The organism is Bacillus sp. TH13, assembly GCF_016651175.1.
Lineage (GTDB): Bacteria > Bacillota > Bacilli > Bacillales > Bacillaceae_G > Bacillus_A > Bacillus_A thuringiensis_S.
In genome coordinates this window covers 248,893-264,087 of sequence record NZ_JAEKEJ010000020.1, presented here as the reverse complement: position 1 = coordinate 264,087, position 15,195 = coordinate 248,893, and the positions used below count along the sequence as shown (strand labels likewise).

Sequence of the window (15,195 nt, the reverse complement as noted above, 5' to 3'; positions counted from 1 at the left end):
CTCCTTTTATATTGCGCATATTAATTTTTTCTGAATCTTTATTGTAATAAAAGAGCTAGTCGACCTTTATTACAACAAGAGAGGCATTGGAATATATAATGTCACCCGTGGCTTCTCTTATTCGTACTCGAAGAACATCCCCTTGATTTAAAGATAGTAAATCAGTTCTGGCGGATGTAGCTCTTACCCCAGAACCACCACCAACTCGCGTTTCAATTGCGAATTGAATGGAATCGTTTATTGTAAGATTTAATATACTAGACGATACAGCTTCTATAATTTTTCCTCAGCAAATATAGGTCTAGTTTAAGTGATATTGAAGCGTATAGTTACGTACTACTTAAGTATGACACCTTTACTTCTCACGTAACATATAGTATGATGATTTCAATAAATTAGATTTCAATGACTATAATATAAATTAATGAGAGGTGCTTTTTGTGAGTGCGGTAGGTACTAAATAGGAAAAATTTAATGAAATAAGTCAGATAAGAACAGGGGATTTTTATGTATACCATACCCCTAACTTTGTCATGGATTTATTTCGATACCTATGAAGATACCTACAATACTTTATAAAGCGTGTAATAAGGGACTGCCATCTATTTTTTATGGCTTATTTCCTCATATGTTATTACACATGCCTTATAAATGTAAAAGCTGCGGTATCCCCGCAGCTTTTTTGTATATATTTTTAATGTATAAAAATGGTAATTGAATAATGTAGAACTCATTGGAATCTAATGGGTAGGTATCTTCATTTATGATAAAAATCAATCATAGTGAGGAGAAACAAAATGAATACGATGACTTTTGAAAAGTTACAATATAATGAATTAAAGGATATAGTGAAATCTTATTGTGTAAGTGGATTAGGTAAGGAATTATTAAACAAATTAGAGCCGAGTACGAGTCTAAAAGTAGTGAGAAATCGCTTGAATGAAACGACAGAAGCACGAGCTATATTAGATGCAGAAGGGCATGTTCCTTTCTTCGGTATTTCTAATATTGCTAGTACAATTCAAAAATTAGAAAAAGGGATGATTTTAGATCCAGAAGAATTAGTAAGTGTTTCAGACTTTTTACGTGGATGTAGAAAGATTAAAAAGTTTATGTTAGATAAAGAATTTTTTGCACCAGTATTAGCTTCTTATGCAAATTCAATGACTGAATTTAAAAGTATTGAAGAGGAAATTAACTTTTCAATTAAAGGAAATGGTATTGATGTAGCTGCAAGTAAAGAGCTAAAACGAATTCGAAATAATATCGATTCTGTAGATGGGAAAATAAAAGAACGTTTAACGAAGTTTTTAAATAGTAGTGCAAATAAGAAATTTATTCAGGAATTCTTTATTAGTAAAAAGGATGACCGTTATACGATTCCAATTAAATCTTCCTATAAAAACCAAGTTGCTGGAAGTATTATTGAAGCCTCGGCAAAAGGCTCTACTGTATTTATAGAACCGCATACGGTTACGAAATTGAATGCAGAATTAGCAGGTTTGAAAGCAGAAGAAGCTGTTGAAGAGTATCAGATTTTAGCGACTTTATCAGGAATGGTGTTAGAAAACATTTATAGTATAAAGATTAACATGGAGCTAATTAGTCAGTATGATATGGTATTTGCGAAGGCGAAGTTTAGTAAATCGATTGATGGAATAGAGCCGAAGTTAAACGATCATGGCTACATTCATTTAGTGAATTGTAAGCATCCGCTTTTAACAGGGCAAGTTGTACCGTTACATTTTAAAATTGGTCAAGAGTATCGTAGTTTAATTATTACAGGGCCGAATGCGGGCGGAAAGACAATTGTGTTAAAAACGATTGGATTGTTAACATTAGCTACAATGTCAGGCCTTCATATTGCAGGAGATAGAGGTACAGAAATCGCTATTTTCGAAAATGTATTCGTAGATATTGGTGATAATCAAAGTATTGAAAATGCATTAAGTACATTTTCGTCTCATATGAAAAACCTTTCTGAAATTATGAGAATGTCAAATAATAATACGTTACTATTATTTGATGAAATAGGGAGCGGTACAGAACCGAATGAAGGTGCAGCACTTGCAATATCTATTTTAGAAGAGTTGTACCTTGCGGGATGTATTACCGTTGCGAGTACGCATTACGGAGAAATTAAACGATTCTCAGAAATGCACGATGACTTTATGAATGCAGCGATGCAATTTAATAGTGAAACGTTAGAGCCGCTTTATAAATTAGTTATCGGAAAATCAGGAGAAAGTAATGCACTTTGGATTGCGAATAAAATGAGCGTAAAAGAACATGTACTGAAAAGGGCGAAAGAGTACATGGGAAATAAAGAGTACGCTTTAGAAAAAGTGAATGAAAGTAAAATTAGAAAACCGAAATTCGTACAAGAAAAAAGAGAATATCATTATGAGTACAAAATCGGCGATCGTGTGAATTTATTGGATTATGATGATTTTGGTATCATCTATAAGGAAAAAGATAATTTTTATAACGTTGTTGTATATTACAACGGTGAATTCGTTGAAGTGAATGTAAAACGTATTACTTTAGAGGTAGCAGCGAAGGAGTTATATCCAGAAGGATACGATTTAAATACACTATTTGTTGATTATAAAGAAAGAAAAATGCAACACGATATTGAGCGCGGATCGAAAAAAGCACTTCGTAAAATTCAAAAAGAAATAAGAAAGAATAGAGGATAAGTTAAAATGGTAACGATTAGACAAGAACAAAAAAACGATTATAGAAAAACAGAAGAAGTCGTAAAAGAAGCATTTTTAAAGGAAGAATTTAGTGATGAAACAGAACATGAACTTGTAAAACGTATTAGAGAATGTGATGCGTTTGTTCCGGAGTTATCAATTGTTGCGGTAGATGAAGATATAGTTGGTCACGTTATGTTATCGAAAATTACAATAGAACAAGGTGGAACTTCTGTGGAGTCATTGGCACTTGCGCCAGTTTCAGTTGCTAGGGGCCATCAGAAGAAAGGAATTGGTGGAAAACTAATCACGGCTGCTTTAGAAAAAGCGAAAGAACTTGGATACGGATCAGTTGTAGTGTTAGGACATCCAGAGTACTATCCGAAATTTGGTTTTAAGAAAGCGAGTAAGTGGAATATAAAAGCACCATTTGAAGTGCCTGAAGAGGTGTTTATGGTGATGGAATTAAGGGAGAATGCTCTTGAAGGTGTAGAAGGAGTTGTTCAGTATTCGAGTGCATTTGCTGAGTAGGAGTATCGGTTAAGGAATAATCATAAAAGATGCTATCTTTTTGTAGAGATATACAGAAAGATAGCTTTTTTTATTAAGCAAATTCACTTACGTATATTTTGCTCAATGAATAATTAAGATGGTAAAATTGATATAGAAATGTAAAAGGAGAGAAAAGGATGAAGAATAGAGAAACAGATAGCAATGAGAATGTAGTTACGTTATATGTTACAAGACACGGAAAAACAATATTAAATACGAATCATCGCGCGCAAGGCTGGGCAGACTCTCCGTTAGTGGAAAAAGGTGTTGAAGTTGCCTCTAATTTAGGAACAGGATTAAAAGATGTTCATTTTACGAATGCGTATAGTAGTGATAGCGGCCGAGCGATTGAAACTGCTAATTTAGTATTAAAATATAGTGAGCAATCAAAGTTAAAACTTGAGAAAAGAAAAAAATTACGAGAATTAAATTTTGGTATTTTTGAAGGTGAAAAACTTGAAAATATGTGGGATGTGGTTGGAAAAGCTGCGGGCGTTGCATCGCCAGAAGAACTTATGAAGTTTTCTATTCAAGAAGTGATTAATCTTATTAGAGCAGCAGACCCTACGAAACAGGCGGAAGATTGGGAATTATTTTCTACTCGTATAAAAGCAGAGATTGATAAGATTAGTGAAGAAGCTGCTGCAAATGGTGGCGGTAATGTTTTAGTTGTCGTTCATGGGCTCTTGATTACTACCTTAATCGAAATGTTAGACAGTAGCAAAACAAAACTTGGAGTAGAAAATGCTAGTGTGACGAAGATTGTATATCAAGATGGAACATACACAGTCGAGTCTGTTGGAGATATGAGTTACGTTGCAAAAGGGAAAGAAAGTGTGGAAATATAAAAATAAGAAAAGGAAGGTAGAGAAATCTAGCTTCCTTTTCATTTTGTGAATTACGGGATTAATAAAATCTTCCCTGTGCTTTTTCTGCTCTCTAATAATTTATGTGCAAGAGCACCATCTTGTAAGGCGAATGTAGTAGGATTCGCAATGTTTAATTTTCCAGTAGCGATCCAATCAAATAATTGAGTAGAGCGCTGCTTACGTTCTTCAAAAGTAGTAAGCACATTCCAAAGGTCTCCGCCAGTTAAAGTTTTCGAAGTATCCATAAGCATACGCGGATCAACGGGCGCAGGATTACCACCAGCCATTCCGTAAAATACGACAGTACCACCAGTTTTAGTTGCGCTAAAACTTGCCTCTAATGTAGAACCTACTGATTCATATACAACATTTACTCCATCACCGTTTGTTGTTTCAAGTACTTTCGCAGGCCATGCTTCAGTATATAAAAATACGTGATCAGCACCAGCTAACGTGGCTATCTGTGCTTTTTCTTTTGATGACGTTAGGCCGATTACTTTTCCGCCTAGTAGTTTAATGATTTGAATAAGAAGTTGCCCAACACCACCAGCTGCGGCATGTACTAAAGCTATATCACCTTGTTTTATTTCATAGCTATCTTTCGTTAAATAATGTGCTGTTAATCCTTGTAATAAGACAGAAGCGGCTGTTTCAAAAGAAATAAAATTTGGAAGTGTAATTGCTTTTTCAGATGGAACGGCAACTAATTCTGCATTTGAGAATGGAACGTCAGCAAATGCAATACGGTCTCCGGGATTGATAGTAGTAACGTTAGCTCCTACTTTTTCAACAATACCAGCACCTTCATAACCTAATATATAAGGAGGGTTACCAGCGAGATGATATTCACCGCGGCGTCTATAAATGTCGGCGAAATTTAAACCGATTGCTTTCGTGCGGACAAGAATTTCATTTGGATTTATGATTGGATTATTGAGTTCTTTATATTGTAGTACATCCGGATTTCCGAACTGTTCGAAACAAAGTGCTTTCATATGGAATACCTCCATTTTATTGTTTGTCGATGCTCTTTATCATACAATACAAATATCGATAGACAAAGAAGATTATTTCGATGAAATCAATCGGAAATATCGATTGAAAAGAGGGACGATAAATGGAGATAAAACAATTAATTACATTTAAAATAGCCGCGGACATTTTGAATTTTACGCAAACTGCGAAGAAATTAAACTTTGCTCAATCGAGCGTAACAGCACAAATTAAAACGTTAGAAGCTGAGCTAGGTACGCCGTTATTTGAAAGATTAGGAAAACGCCTTTTCTTAACTGAAGCGGGCAGAAAGTTTCAATTATATGCCGACAAGATGATTGCACTCAGTAACGAAGCGAAAATGGCTGTGAAAGATGATGAAGAAATAGCAGGTACGTTAATAATCGGTGCGCAAGAAAGCCAATGTACATATAGACTTCCTTCTATATTAAAGAGGTTTAAAGCACAATTTCCTCAAATAAAGCTTATATTTAAACCAGCGCATTCCAATAAAGATGCGAAGGAACAATTGATGGAGGGAAAAGTCGATCTTGCCTTTATTTTGGACGAATGTAAAACAGAAGATGTTTTACATGTGGAGCCCCTTATGAAAGAAGAATTAAAAGTAGTAGCTGCTCCAGGGCATCATTTACTCGAGCAAACTTCTGTTTCTACAAAAGATTTAGAAAGTGAGACGCTGTTGCTAACAGAGCTAGGGTGCTCGTACCGAACTTTATTTGAAGAGCTATTTCGTACAGAAGATGTGTATCCAGCAAATAAAATTGAGTTTGTTAGTGTAGAGGCAATTAAACAATGTGTTATTGCAGATTTAGGTATAGCCGTGTTGCCAGCAATAGTAGTAGAAAAAGATATACGAGAGGGAACGATAAAAGAGTTACATCTAGAAAATACTATCAATCCAATTTTTACGCAAATTGCTTGGCATAAAGATAAGTGGATGACAGCACCGTTACAGCAATTTATTGATGTGACGAGGGAGTTTTTTATAACAGATTAAGTGGAGAAATATTTATTTATATAAAAGAAAAAATGGCATCTTTTGTATAAAGAACCGATGCTTGCATGTAACAAATATCGGTTCTTTTATATTTTAAATAAAGAATGATATAAAATGTGTATTTCTCAACTTTTTTTCTTACAAGGATAAGTAAAATTCTTCGTATATTCCAATAATCATAAGGAAATTTACAACGTTTATTCATTTCTGTAAGATGCCTCTAGGAAGTATGAAAGGAGGGGCGTACATAGGGGGGATTGTCTTTATTAAACGTACTTATTTTGAGGGAGGAGATTGAAAATGTTTAAAAAGTTAATGAAAGTATGTGTATTAAGCGTGGCCAGTGTAGGGGTATTATTTAGTTTCCAAGGAAGTACATTTGCGGCTACTGATTTAAGTAGTTATTATGACGGGAAAAATCCGGCTACAACAAAAGTATACGGGGGAAGTACGACGTGTGATGCAGATGGATTTAATGCCAAATCTACAGCGGTGTATGAGGGTAGTAAAAAAGTAGGGACAGTGTATTTACGTTACAGTAATAAATGTCACGCAGCATGGTCTAAGCTTGTTTTAGATCAACCAGCACCTTCCGTTTCTGGAGGGATATATGCTTACGCTGTTATTAATAAATATAAAAACGGTGTATTTCAAAAATCAGTAGACTCTAATAGTGGTAATGGAGCAATTAAAACAGGGCAAACGAGTACGTATACAGGAATGGTATTTGATTTAACTGCTGATTTCGGATATACAGCTGATGCTGAAGCGGTTACGTTTAATAACGGTTATGGAAAAACAGGACGCTATTAAGAAGGAGTGGAATACTTTGAAACTTTTGAAAAAGCTAAGTGCATGTTTTTGTCTGTCGTTGCTCGTTTTAACTAGTATGTTTAGTACGACTGGTAATGATAAAGCGTATGCAGAAGATCATTCGTATGATGGGAAAAGTCCGTATTACAATAGCTGTGATCAATCAGCAGTAACGAAAGAAAAGAAGTAGATTGATTCCAATTCTTATGTGGAATTAAAATTTAGCACAACGTGTAAGACAGCATGGGCAAAAGTTACAGTAACTCGTGCAGCAGTATATAATAACGAAGCTGATGCAAGAATTGTAAGAAAAACAGATGGAAAGGCATACACTTGCGGAAGTGCTGGAGGAAATGGTGTTGTGAATAAAGGGCAAACATCATGTTTTACGCCAATGGTATATGATTTAGATCCAAGAAAGGCACAAGCGCAGGGGAAACATGCCATTCCGAATAGTGATGCATATAATTATGCGGAGACTATTTGGTATTGATGAGGATATGGAGATTGTAAGATAGAATATTTTAAGAGCATGTTTTGATTGGATTTCAAAACATGCTCGATTTGTATTCATTCTAATTTTTTTAGTAATTATGGACCATTGAATTAACTAAGGTCTGTATCAGGAGGAGTATATCCAAGATGACGAGCTATTGATACAATTTGTCCTTTATGATGAAACTCATGAGTCTCCGTATGAGTTAAAAGCCATAGCGGTGTTGTGCTCCAAGGTTCTTTTTGCCATTTCACTTCATTTGCTATGTTTTCAAGCCAACGATCATTGTATTCATCTAAAAAACGTTGTACAGTCTCATCTACTAATTTAAATCTAGCACGGACTTTCGCGACATCTGCATGCTCAATTTCGTAATCGCTAGCAAATGAAAAATCTGCTCTTTTTTGCTTGAATGCGAATGACCCAAGCCAGTATCGATAGCAATCGGCTACATGAATATGTGTCTTTATAATGCTACCGCTCCCGAAATTCGGAACAGTGCTATGTAATTTTTCTAATGGGATTTCTTCTAAAAATGTGAATAGAGTTTCTCTTGTAGAGCTAATAAGATTATATTGCTGTTTTAAAATATGTAACATGCAAGTACACTCCTCTTTTATTTACATAGTAAGTAATTCTATATTTACGAGGAGTGAACCTTTTTATTATTCTTAATAAGCATATTAGATGTATTTCTTATTTGTTTCTGATAGATTAAACAAGGTGAAACTTTAATAAGTTGAACATTATTAGTTCATAATAAATTGTACATCAAGAAGGGGAACGATAAAATGAATAGACTAGTGGGTTTAAAACAATTTGAAATAACGCGCGGGGCGTTACTTAAATTTATGGAAACGTTAGATGATAAAACTGCGGATACGCAGCCAGAGGGTTTTAACAATACAATTCGTTGGCATATCGGTCACGTGTTAACAGCAGCAGAAGTTTTCATGTTTGGAAAAGAATTTAAACAATTACCAACTGAATATCCAGGTATGTTTGGGTATGGATCACGACCATCTAAATGGAAAACAGAAGGACCATCGTTAGAAGTGTTAACGGCTCAATTAAAAGAACAAGCAAAACGTATTAACGAAATTCCAGCAGAAGCATTTGAAAATAAACTGCCAGAGCCATTCCTAGGATTGGAAACAGTAGGAGAGCTATACGGTATGATGCTTTATCATGAAGCAGATCATATTGGTCAAATGAAAGCGATGGAACGCATTATTAAAGCTCTTTAGTCTTAATTGCATATAACAAGCAATACAGATGTAATGTTAAATAATATATACAAAAAAGGTAGATAAATTATTATCTACCTTTTTTGTATAACTTCTTGAAGGATTAGGGATTATCATCGTGATGCTGATGAAGAAAGATAAAAAACAATATATAGAGATAAGAGAATTTTATAATTTTTATGGTGTAATTATTAATTATAGTATTCCTAAATATGGAATATACGTATAATAATAGAGAAGAACTAGAAATAGGGGTGAATACTATGATTACATTAGAACAGAAGTTGGAACAATATACACATACATATGGACAGTTAAAGGGAGAACTAAAATGGAAAACGAGTGATTCTCGAACAGGAATGATGATTGCTGCTATGTATGCAGGTAGTGATAAATTGTTTGATCTCGGACGTTTTTTAGAAATTAGTAGTTATATTAAGAATCAGGTAGGGATGTTTTCATACTTAAAGTCTTATCATCGTTTTGTAGTGGCCGCAACATTAGATATTCACTTTACAGATTACAAGAAAGCTTTTAGGAAGTTTTTAGATTTATATGAAAAATTGGTCACTGGTGGCTTTAGCCGAAGTATATTTACTTATCTCGCAGCAGCTGTGCTTTTAACAGAAGAAGATGAACAGCATGGCGCGCACATTCAGCGTTCGATGCAAGTATATAAACGCATGAAAAAGAATCACCTCTTTCTTACAAGTACAAATGATTATCCGCTCGCGGTTTTATTAGCAGGACAATCAGAGGATGTAGAAACACTTATGGACCGAGTGGAACGCCTTTATCAGAAACTAGCGACAGCTGGCTTGCGTAAAGGGAATGATCTTCAATTTTTAAGTCATATTCTCTCACTAAAGAAGGATGTCAGGGAAGATCTATTAGTTGCAAAATGCACAAATATATGGAATTTGTTAAAGCAAGAAAAGGTAAAAGTAAAACAGATGCATTACCCAGCTATCGGGCTACTAGCGTTACTCGAGGACGGAGAAAAAGAGATTCATTCTATTCGAGCATTTATCGAAAAATTGCAGGGGGATAAATTATTCCGTTGGCATACAGATACAAATATTCTTATTGCTATTCAACTGTTCGTAAGTCAGAAAGGTGAGGAAAGTAAAGCTACCAACACAGGTTTACAAACAATGATAGAAGTCCTCATACAAGCACAACAGGCAGCCATGATGGCAACCATTGCCGCTTCATCTGCAGCAACATCTTCTGCTAGTAGTGGTTCATAATGTGCAACTGCTTATGCTCTTGTAAATTATAACTCCTTTGATTAGGACGGTTTAAAAAATATTTTTAAAAAAAGCCCATCACTCTCTAATGAGTGATGGGCTAACTGTTTTTACATAATCAGCATTATCTTTTTGATTCCTTTAAATGTTTGAGTTGCGTAACAATCATAATGCTAATAACAACGAGTAAAAACCATGAACTAATTTTGCTTAAGTGAACGAGATTCCATGCTTCCCGTTGATTTGGATATTGCCATGCTCCGAAAAATGTTGCGATATTCTCTGCAATCCAAATGAAGAAACCGATAAGGAAAAAGGAGAGAACGAGTGGCATTTTATATGTAACGCCTTGTAATGAAAATTGTACAAATGTGCGAGAGAAAACAATGAATAGTAGTAAAGTTAATAGCCATCTAAAGTCGTATGTAAAGTGGTGTGTGAAAAAATTGAAGTAAATCATAGCTCCTAACGGCACGGCAAAAATAGCTTTCGGCCAATGATGCATTTGTAAATGCAACCTTCTCCACGCTTGGCAAATGTAACTTGCGACACTAGCATACATAAAACCGCTGTAAAGCGGGACCCCAAAAATCTTTGAATATGCCTCTTCAGGATAACTCCATGAACCGAAATGAACTTTATATATTTCTAGAAAGAGTCCGATGAGGTGAAAGACAGTAATTACTTTTAATTCGTCTTTTGTCTCAAGTCCAGTCTTGTACATAATCCACTGCATAAGAAGGCATACGATGAGTATGAAATCATAACGATATAACCCTGGGATTGAAACAATTTTTGAAAGGGCTAGTGTTAAGAAAATAACGACTGGGAATAAGCAAGATAATGCTTGCTCGTAAGTGAAATGTAGTAGTTGTTTTATATAGAACATTGTGTCACCTTCGATGTTTTTGTTGGAAAAATCAAAATAATTAATAAGTATACTACAATTTTAAAAATAATCCAGTAGTCTATTTTGCATGTATTTGTAAGTTTTAGAAGGGAATTGTAATGAGTATTTTAATATTGTAGCAAAGTAAAAAAATAGTTTGCTATTTAAAAAAAGTGGGGATATAATATCTAAATGAAAATGATAATTATTATCAATAATAATTACAAATAAAAAATAATTATAAAAAACAACTGAATATAAAGGATGAAATGAAACATGTTACATAAGTCTACTGTACATGCTGGTAGTAACCGCTGGATACATATTAAGTTCATATGTTTCATGAGCTTAACAATTTTATGTTTAATTGGATCTATATTTTTAGCCATTTCATTTGGTGCAAAGGATATTCATTTACAAACGGTGTGGGCAGCGGTTTTGGATTACAATCCGAAATTAACGCAGCATCAAATTATTTATGAATTAAGGCTCCCGAGAGTGATTGGAGCAGCAGTTGTAGGAGCAGCTTTTGCAGTTGCTGGTGCTGTTATGCAAGGAGTAACACGAAATCCTTTAGCTGATGCAGGTGTACTCGGAATAAATGCAGGTGCGATGTTTGTAGTAGCACTTAGTTTTGCTTTTTTTCCGCATATGCCGTATTCCTATTTAATGATTGTTTCCTTTATTGGAGCTGTCTTAAGTACAGTACTTATTTTTGTTATTGGATCAGCAACATCAGGCGGATTAACACCAATGAGGTTAACGATTGCTGGAGCGGTTATGGCAGCGCTTTTACATTCATTAAGTTCAGGTGTTGCGATTTATTATGATTTAAGCCAAGATTTAGCGTTTTGGTACGCTGGTGGTGTTGCAGGCGTTAAGTGGGAACAATTGAAATTTTTAGTTCCTATTATTCTTATAACGATTGTTTTTGCAATAGTGTTAGGGCGATCTATTTCACTCATATCAATGGGGGATGATGTTGCTACAAATTTAGGAGTGAAAACGAACCGAACGAGAATACTAGGGATGATTATAGTAGTTATTCTGGCAGGTGTTTCTGTTTCGACTGTTGGTTCTATTGGATTTGTAGGACTAGTTATCCCGCACATTGCTAGAAAATTAGTTGGTGTTAATTATAGACTCATTATTCCTATGTCAGCATTATTAGGAGCTATGTTATTAGTTGTAGCTGATTTAGGGGCAAGAACAGTAAATCCTCCTAAGGAACTTGCGATAGGGATTATGGTAGCTCTTGTTGGAGTTCCGTTCTTTCTCTATATAGCACGTAAAGTTGGGAGGGAGTTATAAGTGAAGGATCTTTTTAACACGGATAAAAAGAGAGCTATTGCTGTAACTACAATCTTCGGATGTATAAGTATCGCTGTAATTTTAATTAGTTTAAATACAGGGACACTGAGTATAGCGCCACTTAAAGTAATTGAAACACTTTTTGGTTATGGTGATTTTGAGAGTGCAACCGTGCTATATGATTATCGTATGCCAAGAATTATAATCACAATGTTAGCCGGTATTGGCCTTGGGATTTCCGGTGCGATTTTGCAAGGATTATCACGTAATGCACTTGCAGACCCTGGTATTCTTGGACTGCATTCAGGTGCATCTTTCGGGCTAATTATATTCGTTACATTCTTTCATTCTATTAATGAAAGTGCATCCATTTTAATACCGTTATTTACATTTGGCGGAGGAGTATTAGCTGCATTTCTTATTATTTTACTTGCGAGTGATCGGTCAAAAGGTTTACTTCCCATTAGACTTATTCTCGTTGGTATTGCAGTTTCAGCTGGTTTTAGTGCAATTTCGTTATTTTTCTCTCTCAAGTTAAATGATGAGACTTATACATTTGCTTCTAGATGGCTAGTTGGTAACGTGTGGGGAAGGGATTGGATTCATGTCCTTGCATTATTACCTTGGATTTTCATACTAACCCCTTATGCGTGGCTAAAATCTAAAACGTTAAATGCATTGTCACTAGGTGATAGTGTAGCAGCAGGACTTGGTGTTTCTGTTCAAAAAGAACGGTTATTACTTTTAGCTACAGCGGTTGGATTATCTTGCGCAAGTGTATCGATGGCAGGGGGGATTGGTTTTATCGGTTTAGTTGCTCCGCATATCGCAAGGAAGTTAGTAGGTACTACATATCAACACTTTCTTCCTTTAGCTGGCATTATCGGAATGATTATTTTAGTACTAGCAGATACGATAGGTCGTTCTATATTTGAACCAAATTCTATTCCGGCTGGTGTAGTAGTGGCAGCTTTAGGAGCACCGTATTTTCTTTATTTACTTACAAAAACAAAATAAATACTTCAAAGAGGAGAACATATGAAAAAGAAACTTACTATTTTATTTAGCGTGATGTGTATTTTAGTATTAGCAGCATGCGGTCAAACGAAAGCTAATGAAGAGGCAACGAAAAAAAAGGAAAAAAGTAATGACCCAAAAATTGCTTCAATGTCTATTCATTTAACGAATAATTTACTTGCATTAGGAATTACACCAGTAGGTTCTGTTATTGGTGGAGATTTAAAAGATTTCTTACCGCATGCTAAAGAGAAGTTGAAAGATACGAAGAAGCTTGGTGTTGTAACAGATCCGAATATGGAAGCGTTACTTCAATTAAAGCCAACGGACATTTATGTTGATGAAAAATATGCTGGCAAAGATGTAGCGAAATACGAGAAAATTGCAAAAACACATTCTTTCAATTTAGATGAAGGTACGTGGAGAGATCATTTAAAACAAGTTGGTAAACTTGTAAACCGTGAGAAAGAAGCGGATAAATATATTCAAGATTACGAAGAGCAATCAAAACGAGTAAAAAGTTTAATAGATAAAGAGTTAGGTAATAACGAAAAAGTAATGGCAATTCGCGTTACTGCAAAAGAATTACGAGTATTTAGTACGAAAAGACCGATGGGACCAATTTTATTCCAAGACTTAGGATTACAACCTGCAAATGGTGTAGAGAAAATTGATGGAAACCGTCCTTTCGAAGTCATTTCACAAGAAGTATTACCTGACTTTGATGCAGATGCTATTTTCGTTGTCGTTAACAGAGATGATAAAGCGAAAGCTGCATTTAAACAACTACAAGAAACACCAATTTGGAAAGATTTAAAAGCTGTTAAAGGTAAGCACGTATATATTATTAATGACCAACCATGGCTTGACTATTCTGCTTTAGGTAACAAAATGGCAATGGATGAAGCGGAGAAAATGTTTACGAAATAATATCGATTCGTCGTTAGGAAGATCCTCTGAATTTTGAGGATCTTTTTTATTGTTAGAATAAATGAAAAATTATACAATGAATTTAATTTAATGTAGAGGAGATGTGCCAATGTCAGCGCTTATTGTAAGTGTCCCGTTTATAAAGCAGTTTATGGAACAAGGGGATAAATAGGCTAAAATAAGTATCCCCGCTATTAAAAAAGGGGAGTTTGAAATGACAATGAATCTTTTTCGAAATAAAACGATTAAATTATCAGCTATTAGAGAAGCTGATGCTAAAGTAATGGCTATGTGGCAAGAGGATAGTGAGTATTTAAGAAATGTAGATACAGATGTAGCATTCCCGCAATCTTTAAATGAAATAGCAAGTGATGGGCTATTAAAAGGACGGAGATCGAATAGTGTTTCTTTCATGGTAAGGACAGTTCAAGAAGATCGCTTAATTGGTTTTGTGGCGATTCATGGTATAGAGTGGAATAACGGAACAGGTTTATTAGCCATTGGTATAGGAGATGCGAATGATAGAGGAAAGGGATATGGGAAAGAAGCAATACATCTTATTCTAAAGTATGCTTTCTATGAATTGAATTTACACCGCATCGGTCTTGATGTTATTTCGTATAATAAATTTGCCATTGCATTGTATAAAAAGATGGGTTTTCAGATGGAAGGCTGTATGAGAGAAGCGGTTCAAAGAGATGGGAAGTGTTTTGACCGTATGATTATGGGGATATTGCGGGATGAATGGATAGAGCTGCAAGGTTAGAAAGTACATTCAAAATTATATATGTAGTATGCAGGAGATATAATGGTAATTGGCGAAAATTTACAGTGTATTGATTGAACTTATAAGGAGTCATGTGAGATGAACTTAGAAAAAGCAAAACCAGTAAATGAAGAGGTCGCCGAATTAAAAGAACTAATTAAAGAGTTACACGGAAGTGTGCACCAACTTCAAAGTGAAGTGCAGCAACTAAGGCACGAAAGACCAGTTGTTGAAGTGAGAAAAGGTGTTCAATTATCACCAACAATTGTCGGACAAATTGGTGGTATGATTTTAGGTGGTTTAGCAATTATCGGTATATTTTGGTGATGAAAAAAGGTTTGCAGC

15 protein-coding genes and 2 pseudogenes are annotated in these 15,195 nt (G+C 35.0%); 13 read left to right on the top strand and 4 right to left on the bottom strand.

Annotated features, from left to right (window positions below; translation table 11 throughout):
- Positions 1–55: 55 nt before the first annotated feature.
- Positions 56–280 (bottom strand): annotated as a pseudogene (gene betA, locus JFU02_RS06115) (collagen-like exosporium glycoprotein BetA); the annotation flags it as partial.
- Positions 281–797: 517 nt separating this feature from the next.
- On the opposite strand from betA, the gene JFU02_RS06110 reads away from it, so the two are divergent.
- The 3 genes from JFU02_RS06110 to JFU02_RS06100 all read left to right on the top strand — a co-directional run bounded on the left by JFU02_RS06110 (position 798) and on the right by JFU02_RS06100 (position 4,099).
- Complete coding sequence (locus JFU02_RS06110) at positions 798–2,699, top strand: endonuclease MutS2 (protein WP_061666703.1); 1,902 nt, start codon at positions 798–800, stop codon at positions 2,697–2,699.
- 6 nt (positions 2,700–2,705) lie between these two features.
- Positions 2,706–3,230 (top strand): GNAT family N-acetyltransferase, encoded by a 525-nt coding sequence (locus JFU02_RS06105; protein ID WP_000256468.1) that lies wholly within the window; start codon positions 2,706–2,708, stop codon positions 3,228–3,230.
- 158 nt (positions 3,231–3,388) lie between these two features.
- Positions 3,389–4,099 carry a histidine phosphatase family protein gene (locus tag JFU02_RS06100; RefSeq protein WP_000797117.1) on the top strand — a complete coding sequence of 237 codons (711 nt, stop codon included), beginning with the start codon at positions 3,389–3,391 and terminating at the stop codon, positions 4,097–4,099.
- 50 nt (positions 4,100–4,149) lie between these two features.
- Here JFU02_RS06100 and JFU02_RS06095 read toward each other — a convergent pair whose 3' ends face one another.
- A complete protein-coding gene (locus JFU02_RS06095; RefSeq protein ID WP_000645248.1) occupies positions 4,150–5,115 on the bottom strand; it encodes a quinone oxidoreductase family protein in 966 nt (321 codons plus the stop codon).
- A gap of 122 nt (positions 5,116–5,237) precedes the next feature.
- Between JFU02_RS06095 and JFU02_RS06090 the strand changes: the two genes are divergently transcribed.
- The 3 genes and pseudogenes from JFU02_RS06090 (at position 5,238) to JFU02_RS06080 (ending at position 7,437) form a co-directional block, all read left to right on the top strand.
- On the top strand, positions 5,238–6,131 hold the full coding sequence (locus JFU02_RS06090) for a LysR family transcriptional regulator (protein WP_000403845.1): 894 nt from the start codon (positions 5,238–5,240) through the stop codon (positions 6,129–6,131).
- Positions 6,132–6,431: 300 nt separating this feature from the next.
- Positions 6,432–6,944 carry a DUF2690 domain-containing protein gene (locus JFU02_RS06085; protein ID WP_000473755.1) on the top strand — a complete coding sequence of 171 codons (513 nt, stop codon included), beginning with the start codon at positions 6,432–6,434 and terminating at the stop codon, positions 6,942–6,944.
- Positions 6,945–6,960: 16 nt separating this feature from the next.
- Positions 6,961–7,437 (top strand): annotated as a pseudogene (locus tag JFU02_RS06080) (DUF2690 domain-containing protein).
- A gap of 113 nt (positions 7,438–7,550) precedes the next feature.
- Here the strand turns inward: JFU02_RS06080 and JFU02_RS06075 are convergent.
- Positions 7,551–8,039: a DinB family protein gene (locus tag JFU02_RS06075; protein ID WP_000902415.1), complete on the bottom strand. Its 489-nt coding sequence runs from the start codon at positions 8,037–8,039 to the stop codon at positions 7,551–7,553.
- 192 nt (positions 8,040–8,231) lie between these two features.
- On the opposite strand from JFU02_RS06075, the gene JFU02_RS06070 reads away from it, so the two are divergent.
- Positions 8,232–8,687, top strand: coding sequence for a DinB family protein (locus JFU02_RS06070; protein ID WP_001081119.1), 456 nt, complete (start codon positions 8,232–8,234; stop codon positions 8,685–8,687).
- A gap of 212 nt (positions 8,688–8,899) precedes the next feature.
- Positions 8,900–9,937: a DUF4003 domain-containing protein gene (locus JFU02_RS06065; RefSeq protein WP_142327759.1), complete on the top strand. Its 1,038-nt coding sequence runs from the start codon at positions 8,900–8,902 to the stop codon at positions 9,935–9,937.
- 124 nt (positions 9,938–10,061) lie between these two features.
- On the opposite strand, the gene JFU02_RS06060 is transcribed toward JFU02_RS06065, so the two are convergent.
- A complete protein-coding gene (locus JFU02_RS06060; protein WP_000499389.1) occupies positions 10,062–10,826 on the bottom strand; it encodes a DUF817 domain-containing protein in 765 nt (254 codons plus the stop codon).
- A gap of 276 nt (positions 10,827–11,102) precedes the next feature.
- Between JFU02_RS06060 and JFU02_RS06055 the strand changes: the two genes are divergently transcribed.
- From JFU02_RS06055 to JFU02_RS06035, 5 genes are all read left to right on the top strand, one after another.
- Positions 11,103–12,137 (top strand): FecCD family ABC transporter permease, encoded by a 1,035-nt coding sequence (locus JFU02_RS06055; RefSeq protein ID WP_000902737.1) that lies wholly within the window; start codon positions 11,103–11,105, stop codon positions 12,135–12,137.
- The gene (locus tag JFU02_RS06050; protein ID WP_000653810.1) at positions 12,138–13,154 is read left to right on the top strand and encodes a FecCD family ABC transporter permease; all 1,017 of its coding nucleotides are present in this window, start codon (positions 12,138–12,140) and stop codon (positions 13,152–13,154) included.
- Positions 13,155–13,175: 21 nt separating this feature from the next.
- Positions 13,176–14,084 (top strand): iron-hydroxamate ABC transporter substrate-binding protein, encoded by a 909-nt coding sequence (locus tag JFU02_RS06045; protein ID WP_061666705.1) that lies wholly within the window; start codon positions 13,176–13,178, stop codon positions 14,082–14,084.
- Between the two features lie 214 nt (positions 14,085–14,298).
- A complete protein-coding gene (locus tag JFU02_RS06040; RefSeq protein ID WP_098536012.1) occupies positions 14,299–14,850 on the top strand; it encodes a GNAT family N-acetyltransferase in 552 nt (183 codons plus the stop codon).
- Positions 14,851–14,949: 99 nt separating this feature from the next.
- Positions 14,950–15,177 carry a coiled-coil domain-containing protein gene (locus JFU02_RS06035; protein WP_001047304.1) on the top strand — a complete coding sequence of 76 codons (228 nt, stop codon included), beginning with the start codon at positions 14,950–14,952 and terminating at the stop codon, positions 15,175–15,177.
- The last annotated feature ends 18 nt before the right edge of the window (positions 15,178–15,195 follow it).

Excerpts from the sequence above, each read along its gene's own strand:
- JFU02_RS06060 (WP_000499389.1), bottom strand. The coding sequence starts at position 10,826 with ATGTTCTATATAAAACAACTACTACATTTCACTTACGAGCAAGCATTA.
- JFU02_RS06075 (WP_000902415.1), bottom strand. The coding sequence starts at position 8,039 with ATGTTACATATTTTAAAACAGCAATATAATCTTATTAGCTCTACAAGA.
- JFU02_RS06085 (WP_000473755.1), top strand. The coding sequence starts at position 6,432 with ATGTTTAAAAAGTTAATGAAAGTATGTGTATTAAGCGTGGCCAGTGTA.
- JFU02_RS06040 (WP_098536012.1), top strand. The coding sequence starts at position 14,299 with ATGACAATGAATCTTTTTCGAAATAAAACGATTAAATTATCAGCTATT.
- JFU02_RS06110 (WP_061666703.1), top strand. The coding sequence starts at position 798 with ATGAATACGATGACTTTTGAAAAGTTACAATATAATGAATTAAAGGAT.
- JFU02_RS06055 (WP_000902737.1), top strand. The coding sequence starts at position 11,103 with ATGTTACATAAGTCTACTGTACATGCTGGTAGTAACCGCTGGATACAT.
- JFU02_RS06035 (WP_001047304.1), top strand. The coding sequence starts at position 14,950 with ATGAACTTAGAAAAAGCAAAACCAGTAAATGAAGAGGTCGCCGAATTA.
- JFU02_RS06065 (WP_142327759.1), top strand. The coding sequence starts at position 8,900 with ATGGAATATACGTATAATAATAGAGAAGAACTAGAAATAGGGGTGAAT.
- JFU02_RS06090 (WP_000403845.1), top strand. The coding sequence starts at position 5,238 with ATGGAGATAAAACAATTAATTACATTTAAAATAGCCGCGGACATTTTG.
- JFU02_RS06070 (WP_001081119.1), top strand. The coding sequence starts at position 8,232 with ATGAATAGACTAGTGGGTTTAAAACAATTTGAAATAACGCGCGGGGCG.
- JFU02_RS06105 (WP_000256468.1), top strand. The coding sequence starts at position 2,706 with ATGGTAACGATTAGACAAGAACAAAAAAACGATTATAGAAAAACAGAA.
- JFU02_RS06045 (WP_061666705.1), top strand. The coding sequence starts at position 13,176 with ATGAAAAAGAAACTTACTATTTTATTTAGCGTGATGTGTATTTTAGTA.
- JFU02_RS06095 (WP_000645248.1), bottom strand. The coding sequence starts at position 5,115 with ATGAAAGCACTTTGTTTCGAACAGTTCGGAAATCCGGATGTACTACAA.
- JFU02_RS06100 (WP_000797117.1), top strand. The coding sequence starts at position 3,389 with ATGAAGAATAGAGAAACAGATAGCAATGAGAATGTAGTTACGTTATAT.